This window comes from Shimazuella sp. NTD247, from assembly GCF_059510415.1.
The window spans coordinates 216,324-230,749 of sequence record NZ_JCAJZU010000006.1; the positions used below are offsets into that span (position 1 = coordinate 216,324).

General features: G+C 37.8%; 12 protein-coding genes. 4 read left to right on the top strand and 8 right to left on the bottom strand.

Annotation, left to right across the window (positions count from 1 at the left end):
- Window positions 1-39: 39 nt before the first annotated feature.
- Both AC5WOC_RS16130 and AC5WOC_RS16135 read right to left on the bottom strand, forming a co-directional pair.
- Entirely contained in the window at window positions 40-768 is a 729-nt protein-coding gene (locus AC5WOC_RS16130) for a DsbA family oxidoreductase (RefSeq protein ID WP_496056443.1), read from the bottom strand.
- Between the two features lie 76 nt (window positions 769-844).
- Window positions 845-1,282 (bottom strand): Rrf2 family transcriptional regulator, encoded by a 438-nt coding sequence (locus tag AC5WOC_RS16135; RefSeq protein WP_496056510.1) that lies wholly within the window; start codon window positions 1,280-1,282, stop codon window positions 845-847.
- Between the two features lie 279 nt (window positions 1,283-1,561).
- Between AC5WOC_RS16135 and AC5WOC_RS16140 the strand changes: the two genes are divergently transcribed.
- From AC5WOC_RS16140 to AC5WOC_RS16150, 3 genes are all read left to right on the top strand, one after another.
- Entirely contained in the window at window positions 1,562-2,386 is an 825-nt protein-coding gene (locus tag AC5WOC_RS16140; RefSeq protein ID WP_496056444.1) for an SDR family NAD(P)-dependent oxidoreductase, read from the top strand.
- Between the two features lie 138 nt (window positions 2,387-2,524).
- Window positions 2,525-3,106, top strand: coding sequence for a TetR/AcrR family transcriptional regulator (locus AC5WOC_RS16145; RefSeq protein ID WP_496056445.1), 582 nt, complete (start codon window positions 2,525-2,527; stop codon window positions 3,104-3,106).
- A 190-nt stretch (window positions 3,107-3,296) separates the two neighbouring features.
- Window positions 3,297-4,484, top strand: a complete 1,188-nt coding sequence (locus tag AC5WOC_RS16150) for an MFS transporter (RefSeq protein WP_496056446.1) — start codon at window positions 3,297-3,299, stop codon at window positions 4,482-4,484.
- 776 nt (window positions 4,485-5,260) lie between these two features.
- Here the strand turns inward: AC5WOC_RS16150 and AC5WOC_RS16155 are convergent.
- Window positions 5,261-6,637, bottom strand: a complete 1,377-nt coding sequence (locus AC5WOC_RS16155; RefSeq protein WP_496056447.1) for a tetratricopeptide repeat protein — start codon at window positions 6,635-6,637, stop codon at window positions 5,261-5,263.
- A gap of 179 nt (window positions 6,638-6,816) precedes the next feature.
- Here AC5WOC_RS16155 and AC5WOC_RS16160 point away from each other — a divergent pair, with 179 nt between their 5' ends.
- Window positions 6,817-6,981, top strand: coding sequence for a hypothetical protein (locus tag AC5WOC_RS16160; RefSeq protein ID WP_496056448.1), 165 nt, complete (start codon window positions 6,817-6,819; stop codon window positions 6,979-6,981).
- A gap of 951 nt (window positions 6,982-7,932) precedes the next feature.
- Here the strand turns inward: AC5WOC_RS16160 and AC5WOC_RS16165 are convergent.
- The 5 genes from AC5WOC_RS16165 to AC5WOC_RS16185 form a co-directional block, all read right to left on the bottom strand.
- On the bottom strand, window positions 7,933-8,262 hold the full coding sequence (locus AC5WOC_RS16165) for a hypothetical protein (protein WP_496056449.1): 330 nt from the start codon (window positions 8,260-8,262) through the stop codon (window positions 7,933-7,935).
- 193 nt (window positions 8,263-8,455) lie between these two features.
- Complete coding sequence (locus tag AC5WOC_RS16170) at window positions 8,456-8,785, bottom strand: hypothetical protein (RefSeq protein WP_496056450.1); 330 nt, start codon at window positions 8,783-8,785, stop codon at window positions 8,456-8,458.
- Between the two features lie 164 nt (window positions 8,786-8,949).
- Window positions 8,950-9,339 carry a hypothetical protein gene (locus AC5WOC_RS16175; protein ID WP_496056451.1) on the bottom strand — a complete coding sequence of 130 codons (390 nt, stop codon included), beginning with the start codon at window positions 9,337-9,339 and terminating at the stop codon, window positions 8,950-8,952.
- A gap of 31 nt (window positions 9,340-9,370) precedes the next feature.
- On the bottom strand, window positions 9,371-9,811 hold the full coding sequence (locus tag AC5WOC_RS16180) for a hypothetical protein (RefSeq protein ID WP_496056452.1): 441 nt from the start codon (window positions 9,809-9,811) through the stop codon (window positions 9,371-9,373).
- A 54-nt stretch (window positions 9,812-9,865) separates the two neighbouring features.
- Window positions 9,866-14,185: a PolC-type DNA polymerase III gene (locus AC5WOC_RS16185; protein WP_496056453.1), complete on the bottom strand. Its 4,320-nt coding sequence runs from the start codon at window positions 14,183-14,185 to the stop codon at window positions 9,866-9,868.
- Window positions 14,186-14,426: the final 241 nt, after the last annotated feature.

A 14,426-nucleotide genomic window follows, 5' to 3' on the forward strand; every position in this document is an offset into this window, starting at 1 on the left:
GATATAGTAAAAGCTATCGAATGCGACTTTTCACTTATATTACTTCTTACGCTTGTCCGAAGGCAGACAAATGCCGTCATCACAAGTCGCTGACGCAGAAACGCTCCTGTTATCGTCCAACACATCCAACGACTGTGATTCCTTCCAAGTCGTCTGTAAAGCATGGAGAAACATGTCGGTTGATTGTGCTCCAGATACGACATATTTACGATCGATAACAAAAAACGGCACTCCGTTTATGCCAAGATGGCTTGCTTCTTCTTCGTCTTGACGTACTTCGGCAGAATAATCATCGCTCATAAGTATCTTGAGCACTTCATTGCGATTCAACCCCGCCTTCACCGCTAATTCGGCCAACGTCTCATGATCACCCAAATGCAGGGAATCGATAAAGTAAGCCCGAAACAGCTCTTGAGCTATCTCACTCATTTTCCCTTGGCTAGTGGCGTACTGCGCCAATCGGTGGGCATCAAACGTATTCGTCAAAATTAGGCTATTAAATTGAAATTCAAGCCCAACCTCCTTCGCTTGCATGCTGAGATTTTTGTTCATTGCAATCGCTTGCTCTCGGTTCATACCATATTTGGCAGCTAACATGTCATGGACATCATGATCTACATCTCTTGCTGCGTACGGATCGAGCTCAAAGCTTCGGAAAATGACCTTTACTTCATCTTTGTACGTAAATTGGTCCAGTGCTGCTTCGAACCGTTGTTTTCCAATGTAACAGAAGGGACATGCAAAATCGGACCAAATTTCAATTTTCATTCTATTATTTCCTTTCAGCTCATTTGGAGCGGGAGTTGTAATACGAATTGTTACAACAGATTCAAAAAAATTTAATTCACCCTTGACTATTTATCTGTTCGGTAAGCTCGGAAATTAATTCATGCATTGTAATATCGGCTAGAATCGCTTCCATTGCATTTTGGGCCCGTCTTACGATCAGTTCCAAAACGGTTTGAATGTTTGCCCCGACTGGACAATCTGGATTCGGTTGTTCATGGATATGAAATAGTTCTCCTTCCTCCATAACTTCCACCGCCCGATAAACATCAAGCAAAGTAACTTCTTCCAGTTCTTTAATCAAGAAAGCCCCTCCTGTGCCGGCTCTAACGCCTGCCAATCCTGCTTTCTTTAGTTGACCAAGTATTCTCCGAATGACGACTGGATTCGTGCCGACACTATCGGCAATCCACTCTGACGTGCAATGCGCATTCTTGGCAGTAGCGAGCAACGAAAGAATGTGAACTGCTATAGAAAATCTGCTGCTTATTTTCATCACTAACATCCTCCAGATGTAACTATTGTAGTTACATCCGAGGGGTAATGTCAAGTGTTAGTCCTTCAGCGCCAATGTGAATTGGTGGAATACCCCGATTTACTATGTTAAGGAATTTCAGAGTCACCCCTTTTTTTATTTATTTGGTTGCTCAAAACCTGTCCAAATGAAAAGAAAATAGAAGTTTCATTTCATCTTGACACGAGACAGAACAGTTTTGTATTATATGAAGACAGAACTGTTCTGTTCTTATATTTTTATTTCAAAGGGGCTTAGATAATGAGCAAAGTTTGGTTTATTACTGGAACCTCTACTGGTTTTGGCAGAGAGTTTGTAGAACAATTACTAAAGACAGAGGATAAGGTTATCGCTACAGCACGTAATGTAGATACCATTTTACATTTTAAAGGAAAATCACCTAATAATGTCCATATAGCTGCACTGGATGTGAAAAATAAAGGACAGATTAAACAAGCTGTTGAAGAAGGGATAAAAGCCTTTGGCAAGATTGATATCGTTGTAAATAATGCAGGGTATGGTCTTTCTGGAATGTTAGAAGAATATACCGATGATGAAATGAAAGAACAGTTTGATGTCAATTTTTTTGGTGTTTTAAATGTTATACGTGCTACGCTTCCTGTGTTTAAGAAACAAAATTCTGGGCACTACCTTAACTTTTCTTCCATCTTGGGAGTAATGACTGCACCTTCTTTGAGTCTTTACTCCGCTTCCAAATTTGCGATCGAAGGAATATCGGATACGATGAATTTAGAGTTAGCTCATTTCGGTATTAAAACGACAATTGTTGAACCAGGTGTGTTTGCCACAGATTTTAGTGGCAGATCGATGCAAATCGCACAGAGATTAGAAGAATATGCTCCTATACATGAAGCAACACAAAAAAGTTTTAGCGAACTAAAACCTGGTGACCCTGTTAAAGCTGTAAAAGCAATCATCCAAATGGCAAACAGTGCTAATCCTCCCGTTCATTTCCCTGTAGGAGCGGATGCTTCCTTTGGTATTCGTGAGACTTTATCCAATCGGATAAAAGAGATAAAAGAATGGGAGCAACTATCCCTTTATACAGCGTTTGATGAAGAATAACATATTTTTTTCATCTTGAATAGATTTGATTGGTTTCATAAGAGGTAGGATAGTTTGTATTGTGATACAATATAATCTACAGAACTGTTCTGTCTCGTAAAGAATAAATAGGAGACCAATCATGTAGAGGTGGAATTTATGGTTACAACACGCACCCCCGCACGTCAACGCATTTTAGAAGTAGCTTCTAATCTATTTTATAAAGAAGGAATTCGTTCCGTTGGTGTAGATAAAATTGTGGAACAATCTGGTGTTGGAAAGGCGACACTCTATCGTCACTTCCCAACAAAAGATGATTTAATCGCTGCTTATTTAGTGGAACAAGATCAGTTGAATTGGAAGCACTTCGATGAAGCAATTGCACTGCATGGAGATTCACCAAGAGATCAGTTGTTAGCATTGGTCGATGCCACGATTGATTTTTTAATGGAACCCGGATATAGAGGATGCGCATTCTTAAATGCACTTGCAGAATTTTCGGAAGAAAATCATCCTGCTCACCGACTTGCAATGGAGTATAATCGCGCTCTTCGCTTAAGAATATCTCGTTTAAGTGAACAAGCTGGGGTAGAAGGGGTAGAACTAACAAATCAACTGCTTTTGGTAATCAATGGGGCAATGTCATCTGTTCCTGTGATGGGCTCAAAGGTATCAGGTACACAGTTAAGGAAACTCGCTACGGAATTAATTGATAGGCATTTACAAAAAGTGCAGGAATAATGGACTGCATAAACTTCATTTTTTGAGGTTTATGCATAATTTTCGCTTTTACACTGAACAGAACTGTTCTGTATTGTTATAAGTGTTCTCCCTTAATTTATGGAAAAGCGTATTTCGTAGATTTCATAAAAGTCGCGCCAACAAGACAGAACTTTCTGAGAACGTATGATTTTAATGAGGAGGGTGTAACGTGAATAGAGGTATTTATATTTTAGCACTTGCAACATTTGTTACAGGTACAGTGGAATTGGTTATCGCAGGGATTTTGGACATGATTTCTACAGATTTACACGTATCATTAGGTACAGTAGGTTTGCTGGTGTCTGTCTATTCTCTTATTATCGCGTTTGGAACACCTATATTTAATGCTTTGACAGCAGGAATAGAAAGAAAAAAATTATTAGTTGTGACCATGATCATTTTTATTTTAGGTAATATTATATCTTTCTTTAGCCCTGATTTTACGCTCCTCATGATTGCTCGAGTAATTATTGCAGTAAGTTGTTCCATTATCGTCGTAAATGCGCTTACGATTGCGTCGAAAATAGTAGAACCAGAAATTGTTGGGCGTGCAATGGGACTAGTCTTTATGGGAATAAGTGCTTCTCTTGTTTTAGGGATACCCTTAGGTACATTTATTGCCGAACAATGGGGTTGGCGTTTGACTTTTCTTTTAGTTGCAGCATTGAGTGCGATCTCGACATTAGGTATCCTTAAGTTTCTCCCTAACATTCCTCCACAACCAACTGTGCCAATACGAGATCAACTACTCGCATTAAAAAATGCTAAAATTATTTCTGCTCAACTGATGGTTGCACTGATGTTGATAGGTCATTTCACGATTTACACTTATTTCAGCCCATTTCTTCAGCGTACTATGGGAATATCAATAGAGATGATTAGTATCATATTGTTGATTTTCGGTATCGCAGGTGTTTTTGGAGGGTGGATTGGTGGTTGGTCAACCGATAAGTTCGGTGGTGCAAAAACATTTTTAATTATTTTGATTTTATTTAGTATATCCCTTTTTTCATTACCATTTGCTACTGGATCATATATTACATTAATACCAGTTATCATATTCTGGGGGATTTTAGCTTGGGCCCCAGCAGCACCGGTACAAAGCTATCTCATCCAGACAGCTCCAGAAACAGCCGATATTCAGATTAGTTTGTTTACTTCTTTTATGCATCTTGGTGTAGCTATTGGCTCTGCTTTTGGCGGTTATATTGTCAATCATTATCCTATAACCATGAATGCATGGATCGGCGGTCTTATGGGCTTTCTTTCATTTTTGGTAGGCGTGTATTCGGTAATATATAAAAAAAATAAGCAACAGGATCGAGCAGTTGATGAATTGTCAAATGGTGGAATGTGATAATAATTCTATATTGGTGAGAGATAATCTTTTCATACAGCCCTTTATGGGGTACGGCAAGAATTACTTCTTTTTTAGGCAACATAAAATCAAGAGGTTTCATATAGCAGATTTTAACAAAACCCTGGAAACTAAACGCCTGTCACAAATTGATGATAATTGGTATTGTATAGACCCGGAATATGAGAAGAAAAAAGAAGCCCTCCAAGAAACCCTACACTATCTCTTCTTTCTTCTTCAGAATAATCGAAGCCATTTTATATGAAAGCAGTTTGTCAAAGGTGAACAAGTTTTGTCGAAATCTTCAATCATTCAATTACAAAAGTTAATTTGGTTCCACAACGCGGTCACAACGTGCGCATTTTCATTCATCATTAGACCATGATAACTGGTCAGACTTATCACAGCCTGGGCAATGGCTAGGTTTTGGAGCTTTCCAACGAACTAAGCGAAATATACGCATATATTCACCCCTCATAACCAATAACATTTTATTGTGTTTTTATTACATACCGAATATTGCATTATTATATTTTATTTACAATTTAGGATAAAACATGTTATTCGTTATTTCGAACTATTCATTATTAACATAAAAAAGAACCTGTATAAACTACAGGTTCTAAACAAATTCCTAATCGTTTCCAATAGTATCTTCAGGACCACGATAACGCATATAGGACACCCTAATTTCATTGATGGGTATCATCATACTAACTTAAAGCTCAAATGTCTTCTAAATATAATCATAGTATAAATATCATTTTCCTACAGGCTCAATGGGTCCAGTTGAAAGTCTTTTGCTCATTTGAATCATCCTCCCTTACATTAATACCCCACTCTAGCATTATTTTATGCTGAAACATTCTTTGTAGTTGTTCTGCATACGCCTCATTGTTCTTTATTTTAAAATAACAGTAACACAGATTCGCTGTAATTTCATACTGCTTTTTTAGAAGTATTTGCTGTTCGGAAAGAGCAGAAGCTTGTGTGTAAGGAGTTATAGCTTCATTGTATAAACCCTGTTCCAAATAGCAATTACCCAAAATAACTAGAGACTCAATTTTACTTTTCACATCATTATATTTATCAGAAATGGATATCGACTCTTCCATAACCTCTTTAACCATTTCATATTTCTTTTTCTTTAAGTATAATAATCCAACTTGTGTAAGAGGATAAACAAGCCTTACTTTATTCTCTACTTTCTCCCTTATTGCTAAAGCCATAAGATAAAATCTCTCTGCCTCTTCCCGCTGATTCATGTTGTCATAAATAACTCCTCTTGTAGTCCAAAGTTGTACTAATCTATCAAAACTGTGATTAGATTTCGCTATAGAAACACCTTCATCTGCAAACTCAAGAGCTCTATTATAGTGTTTTGCTTTGTTGAGAATGATTGTAAAAGTGATGTACATTTGAAGAACAGTATCCGTACTTATCATACTCAGAACAAGAGCACCTGTATAACTATGTAAGTACTTCCACAATCGTTCCATTGTTTTTAGCGCTTCTTCATCTTTATCTAACAACTCCAGAAAAGATGCTTGGTTCAATAAAAGATAAAATATATACTCTTTTCTATTACCTTCCTCTAAAAAAGATCCTAAACCTTCGCTTGCATACCTTAATGCACTTTCTATATCGTTTCGATAAAAACAAATACGACTTAAATCATTTAAAGCTGCCGCTTTCAAGTTAGAATGCACATCTGTTGACTTTTCAATCATGGTAAGCATTTTTTGAAAAGTCTTCTCTGATAAATTCCATGCCTTTTTTCCAAAATAGCAGCGACCAACAAGAAAATGATAAAGAGGTGATAGCCTACTCCCACTCTGCAAATGTCTAAATTCTTTTTCTAATCTCTTCAATGAACCATCCACATCAGCAGAAATAATATCTTCTAAATATAGGAGTTCAGCTTCATTTTCTTTCTCTTCCTTCTCTGCTTCGCTAATAATTCCAAAAAGCTCTTTTCCCAAACCAAGCTTTTCCGCATAATACTGAATTTTTTCCTCCGCTACATTTGGCAAACCGCGTTCGATATTTCCCACAGTTGATGCAGAAATAAATTCATCTGATATGCTGTCCATACTCTCTTTCAATTCACTTCTTCGCTCTTTCAGTTTTGCCCCTAACAGTTTTCTATTCATTCTTCATATCTCCCGTAATATAAAAGTCATTTTATATTACTTATTCATGGGAATTTTCTCTTTTCCTCCCTTTTTAGAAAATAACATTACGAATTGTAGGAAAAATATAAATATTGAATTATTTTAAATCAAATTTTATAATTTTACTAACAACTCAAACAATCAAAAGGAGTGTTTATATGTTACATGAACTAGAACAAATGTTATCTGATAACAAACTTTCCTCACTAGAGATACAAATAGAGCCCATTGAAGGATTTGAAACAGGCTTTATCCATCTGCAAAACATTTCTATTTTCCGAACTCCGTCTGGTACAATTTTAATCTATACTCATGAAAATTAAAGATATAATTCATTTCGTTATTCAAAAATATCCAGACCTGGAGCTCTCAAAATTTTTACATGATGAGAAAATCAGCAGATATAAATTATTGATATTTTTCCAAGAGCTTGGAGAGTTATCAGAAATAGACCTTTCTACATACATGAAATTTGTAAAAACCTGTCCAGATGAAAAATTATTAGACCTGTATGCTTATCTAGCTTATTACATCATGAAAGGAGAAATAAAACGATCAAAAGACTATATTGAGTATCTTCTTAAAAAAGACACCATTTGAGTGTTTTCACAATGTATAAAAACATATCATTGTTAACAACAAAAAAAGAAGCCTAGATTATTGCAGGCTTCTTTTTCTTAAAATCCATAAGAGCTAAAACAGCCTTATGAATTCTTCCTTACCAAGCTAACACCTTGAATCTCACGGTTAAATAGAAGATTTCTTATCTATAATCAAAACTATCCACGTTGTGTCATTGAAGTCGTTCACCAATAATATGTATGTTTGTAAAGTTGTCTTTTTGAAAGAAGATTTATCCCGGGTCTAACCCTCTTTCAACTCTCATTATCAACCATTGATTAAAATGAATTTTTTTATACCGATTCTATAATTAAATATTTAGTACATGCAAATGATTAAAGCTGTCAACAATATTCACATCTCCAATAAGGCTCAAAGCAAACACAGCAATAGAAGCAGTTAGAAGTAATTTCATGTAAAAAACAACCCCTTTATGTAATTTTCTCCCTCATTATAGCAGGGAATTACAAAACAAGATTATCCAATTATGTATATTCTGAAACAAAATATTTATCAATTTTGGAATAAATTGTTCCTTTAAGGAGAATTCATTTCACATATGCTTATCTTTTACAAAACAGGTTTGGAGCAGATTACATAAATACGATGTAACCTGCTCCAGTTTGACTGATTATTTTTTATATGTCAGTCATTTAAGGACGCTTGCACTTACATTCCTGCTTATGTGGTGTAATAAACCACTGTGCAAATGCATCTCCAACACTACTCTCGCATTTGAGAACATGCTCTTGACAATCAAATTCGAATGTTTCTTTGACAGATCGAGTAATACCACCCCAAGATACACTTTTGTTAAAAGCATTAACTTTTAGAGCAGACGAGTCCACTTGGACACTTAGATAGCAGGCAGTTCCCCTGATCACTGAATACCCTACAGTATTTTCGCCTCGAAGAGACAATCCATATTCAACATGCTTCAAAGCGATGTCTACTCGACCAATTCTCACATGCTGCAGACTCATGAGAAAGTTCCTATCTAATATGAGCTGTGGCTCTTTGAGCGTAACAAAAGCAAGGCAGCATGCCAATAAAAAATCTTTTCTTTATAGAAAATAATAAACTCACAATTAATACTGTTGAAAATAATTGTGGAGCAGACCACATGAAAACATGCAGTCTGCTCCCATTCGACTGATTATTTTTGTATGTCAGTCATCAAGGACGCTTACACTTGCATCCCTTCTTGTGTGGAGTGATGAGCCAAATAGCCCAACTAGCTCCCTTAAATTCCCGACATTCGAGTATATGCTCTTTACAGTCATACTTGTAATTTGCGATTATGGATGGTGAATTAGCGGATTTATTAAAAGCATTTACTTTTAGCTTAGGAAAAGTGGACTCAATACGGAGATTGCAAGTAATATCCGTGAACATTGACCATTCAATACGAGGATGACGGGTATCGGCATCTCGCAGCTGCAAAGGATTACCGCTATGGTGCCTGAGACCAACATCTACTCGTCCAACCTTGATTTTGTCACTCATGGGACTTCCTTAACTGGTATAGACACTCCAACTCCTTAAGAGTAACAAAAATATACAAATAAAAGAAGATATCAATATTACAATTTGCGGGAAATAATTGTGGAGCAGACCACATGAAAACATGTAGCCTGCTCCAGTTTGACTGATTATTTGTATGTCAGTCATCAAGGACGCTCACACTTGCATCCCTTCTTGTGCGGAGTGATGAGCCAATGTGCATAGGCATCACCGGATCGATCTTCACACTTTAGCAGGTGCTCTTGACAGTCGTACTCGTAGGTCGCAAAGGCTGATGCCCCCCGATAAGAATTACTACCATTAAAAGCGTTAACCTGTAGATTAGGGCGAGTGGATTGGATTCGGAGATTACATGAATAACCAGCGATCACAAACTCAATAAGCGTATCAGCATATCGCAGGCGCAAACGACTACGATCAGCATACTCCAGACCAATATCCACTCGTCCAAGCTTGATCTTCTCACCCATGAGTTCTCCTGTAGGAAGGGACTGTGTCCATTCAAGCGTAACAAAAACACATGTGAATGCCAACAAAAAAATCCTCTCTATAATGAGAGGAGGCAATTTAATCATGTGGATATTTTTTTGTATCATCTTTTGAAGAATCATTGTGTTCATCATTATCATTGTCAGCATGATACGCATCATCTTCATCGGTTTGATTTTCGCGGGAAGTGAGGTCATGGAAGTAGATATGATCTTCTTCCTCTTCTACTTCATCGGAAGAGAATTTGTCTCCTTTAGTAGCTGTATACGTACGCATAAATCCACCAGCTAAGTCGGACAGTTTGTAAGTGCGAAACTTATCGGTTATATTCATGCTCACTTCGTTTACTTTTCTGCCTAAATCTTTGCCAACACCCATTAACAAGGAAGAAAGTGTTCCTAACCAACCTCCTACTTTACGACGAGCTCGAGGAGAGATGATTAAGATAATGATTGAAGTTATAAGTAAGCCTATGAAAAATGAACTACCAGATGATCTGCGTCTATAGCTATAATACATTTTGTCACATCCTCCATTTCTTTCTCCCTATGAGTTTGCGCTAAATTTGCAAGTCTATACAAACAAACTCAGCTGATTGCTTTCTGGCAATCCTTTTAAGCAACCCATGCGTTGTAAACTTTCCACTACCGTACTGGAAATGCGTCCGCGTCGTTGTAAATCTTCGATAGATAAAAATTCACCCTCTTGCTGTGCTTCGGCAATCCCTTCCGCTGCACTCTCTCCAACACCCGCGATAGAAGCAAATGGAGGCAATAGTTTGCCATCACGAATTAAAAATCTGCTGCTATGCGATTGATGAATGTCAATCGGTAAAAATTTAATCCCTCTGGCATACATTTCTTGTGCCAACTCCAAGATTGTCATCAAGCTCTTCTCTTTTTGCGAAGCACCATATCCTTTTTCTTTGATTTCTTTCATCGCATTCGTGATCGCTTGATATCCTTTGACCATCAATTCGATATCAAAATCCTTGATTGCTTTACTAAAATAAGCTGCATAAAACGCTTCTGGATGATACACCTTGTAATATGCAATCCAGATCGCAGAGATAACATAAGCAGCAGCGTGTGCCCGCGGAAACATATATTTGATCTTGCGGCAAGATTCAATATACCAGTCTGGTACATCATGCTCACGCATTAAGTCTGCTTGTTCTTCCGTTAAACCTTTTCCTTTTCGGACCGCTTCCATTATTTTAAACGAAGTTTTATTTGGAAGCCCTTTGCGGATGAGATACAGCATGATATCGTCACGGTTACAAATCGCTTCTGACAAAGTACAAACACCATTTTGGATGAGCTCACGCGCATTTCCTGCCCATACATCTGTTCCATGGGATAATCCAGAAACACGGGTAAACTCCCCAATCGTCCTTGGTCTGGCGATTTCCAATATTCCTTGCGCAAATGCCGTACCAAACTCAGGGATTCCAAGGGTACCAAGCGTCACCCCACTGATATCTTCCGGCTTAATCCCCAAAGACTCCGTACTCTTGAATAGCTCGATTACTTTCGGGTCGTTTGTCGGCAGAGTAACTGGATCAACACCAGTCATATCTTTTAACATTTTTAGCATCGCTGGTGCAGTGTGTCCTAATAAGTCCAATTTTAAGATCTTCCCGCCGATTGCATTGTAATCAAAATGGGTAGTCGTAACCGTCGTCTTCATATTATTTGCCGGACGCTGAACCGGAGTGAAATCTTCCACATCCATTGTTTTTGGGACAACCATCAAGCCGCCTGGATGTTGTCCAGTAGTACGTTTTACCCCAATACAACCATTTGCAATTCTAGCGATCTCGGCTTGGCGGAAAGTGCGGTTATTTTCTTCAGCATATTTTTTCACATAACCAAATGCAGTCTTTTCTTTTACTGTACCAACACTGCCAGCACGGAATATACACTCTTTGCCAAGCAATTCCTCTGTGTATAAATGGCATCTGGCTTGATAGTCACTTGCAAAGTTCAAGTCAATATCAGGAGTTTTATCTCCTTCAAAACCTAGGAACGTAGCAAATGGAATATCATGTCCATCTTTTATCATCGGTTTGCTGCATTTCGGACAGTTTTTGTCTGGTAAGTCAAACCCTGTTTCTACGGAACCATCTGTCACAAACTCTGTCACATAACAATCTTGACAACGGTAATGTGGAGGAAGTGGATTTACCTCAGATACTCGAGACATCGTTGCAACAAATGATGAACCAACTGAACCCCTTGATCCTACCAAATAGCCATCTTCGATCGACTTGACTACTAATTTACTCGAAATCATATAAATAACAGCATAACCGTTACTTATAATCCCATTCAACTCAGTTTCTAACCGCTCTGCTACAATATCCGGCAATGGATTTCCGTACCATGAATGTGCTGTTTCATAACAAATCGTACGCAGTTCTTCTTCTACACCCTCAATTTCAGGGGTATATGTCCCTTCTGGGAAGGGATTAATAGCTTCTATTTGATCTGCAATCAACTGTGTATTTGTTACGACAACTTCTTTTGCTTTGGCTTCTCCCAAGTAAGAGAATTCCGCTAACATCTCTTCGGTCGTACGAAGATGTGCCCGTGGCAGAGAGCCAGTAAATCTCGCTCCGCCCATTTGGTTATTGGATACGATTTCTCTGTAGATTGCATCTTTTTCATCTAAGTAATGCGCGTTACCTGTAGCGACAACTGGTTTACCCAGTTTTTCTCCAATACGAACAATTAACTTATTTGCTTGTTTCAAACGGTCCATACTCTCCACAAGACCACGTTCAACTAAGTGTTCATTGTATTCCAACGGCTGAATTTCCAAGTAATCGTAAAACTTCGCTACATCTTCTGCTTCTTCTGGTGTTTTATTAAGAACAGTCTCATATAACTCGCCTTTTTCACAACCGGAGCCAATAATAAGCCCTTCACGATATTCTTCCAAAACACTTTTTGGAATACGAGGCACACGATAAAAATACTCGATATGTGACTTAGAGACCAATTCATATAAGTTTTTTAACCCTGTTTTGTTTTTGGCAAATAGGATTGCATGAAATGGACGCAGTCGACTTGTATCACGGTTTTTGCTTGCCTCATTTAATTGATCCAAAGAAAAAATCTCTCGTTTTACAAGCATTTCGATTAATTTCCAGTGAACGTGTCCTGTTGCCTCTGTATCATAGATAGCTCGGTGGTGTTGTTCCAAAGTCACATCAAATTTTTTCGCTATTGTATTTAGACGGTGATTTTTTATATCGGGCATCAAAAATCTAGCTAACTCTAATGTATCCATCACTGGATTTGTAACAGCTGGAAGTCCATGTAGGCGAAATGCATTCTGAATAAAGCCCATATCAAAACGTGCATTATGTGCTACAATCACGCTGCCTTCGATGAATTGTTGGAAAACAGGTAAGATTTCTTGAACATCTGGTGCATCCTGTACCATATCATCTGTAATACTTGTCAATTCGGTAGTTTGAGCAGACAAAGGTCGATGCGGATTAATAAATGTTTCATATCGATCGATGATTTTTCCTTGTTTCATCTTTACTGCTGCTAACTCAATCATAACATCATGATTGACAGATAGACCTGTTGTCTCCACGTCAAAGACAACATATGTGTCATCCTCTAACTCTCGTTTCTCTGGATTCATCACAATAGATACACCATCATCTACGAGATTAGCTTCCATGCCGAGCAGCATCTTAATGCCATGATTTTTTCCTACACTATACGCTTCTGGAAAAGCTTGTATGACTCCATGATCAGTGATCGCGAGCGCAGTATGCCCCCATTCTTTCAGGCGCTTGCACACTTTTGCAAATTGAGAAAATCCCTCTTTCTCAAAACCATAAAGGCCATCCATCGCTGACATTGCTGTATGAAAGTGCAGCTCTACCCGCTTTTCGTCTGCATGATCCATGCGATATTCTTCAATCTTTTCTACTTCTACCAAATCTCTTATCGTTAATACGAGATCTCGGGTAAAAGTATCATATTGCACAGGGCCTCTCACTTTCAACCAGACACCATTTTTTATTTGCCGCAGGATTGGAAGATCTTCCTTATTTGCAAACAGTTTAACGGAGATGGAGTTGGTATAGTCCGTCAGATAACAGGAAAACAGCGTTCGTCCGCTTTTTAGTTCTTTCCAGTCAATACCAAAAACTTCTCCAGTGATCGTAATTCGCTTTTCTTCATCTTGAATCGCATCAATGGGGACAGGAGAATCTTGTATTGCGCTTCCAAGCTGAATTTTTTCGACAGCAGGATTTTTCTCTTCTATTTTAGCAGCTTCTTTTATTTGGTTTTGATAGAGTTCTCTTCGTAAAACTTGTTCTTCCTGCTGTTTTTTTTCTTCAAGGTTTGCTGCATCTACTAAATTTTCATCGGTTTGCAAAATAACATGTATTTCTTGTCCAGTTAATCGCCGGTAATACCCTTGTACTAGTGAGTCTAACTCCTTTTGTCGTGCCATTTTTTCCATAAATACATTTGGAAAAGTTATTTCTAAATTATTGGAAACAATTTTCCATTTTGCTTTTCCTAACCAACCGCCGGAAGCAGCTGCCGATTTCTCTGCTATTTGTTTTTTTATCCAATGCCAATATTTTTCCATTACCACTTTTGTTTCCAATGGATCATATATAAACTGTACCTTTGCTTCCACGCTAGGAGCTAGATGGCGCCCAATTCGTTCTTGGACACCTTCCCATACTTCGACTGGCACAAGCTCTGGTACATGGATATGAATCATCCAAGCTTTTTTTTGTAATTGAACATTTACTTCTGTTATGAATGATTGCGCGAAATAGGCTTGATACCATTCGGAAGGGATTTTAGCGATGGAGAATAATTTTTGTAAAGCTTCATAGCCTCTCGACAAATCCCCCACATCCTTTTCTTATAGTAGGAATAAGTTTATCATTTTTCGTCTCAGAAGTCCCTGCCTTTCTATCGATCATTGCAAACCATAAAATAAAGAAAAATAATAAAATTTATCATTCTCTTAACATGTTTTTCAAACATGTAACATATATGGAAAGAAAGACAGAAAGATTTTTCCCATGTCTCAAAAGATTCACGCTTATGTCATGGATTTAGACACAAACAATATTCTACCTGTT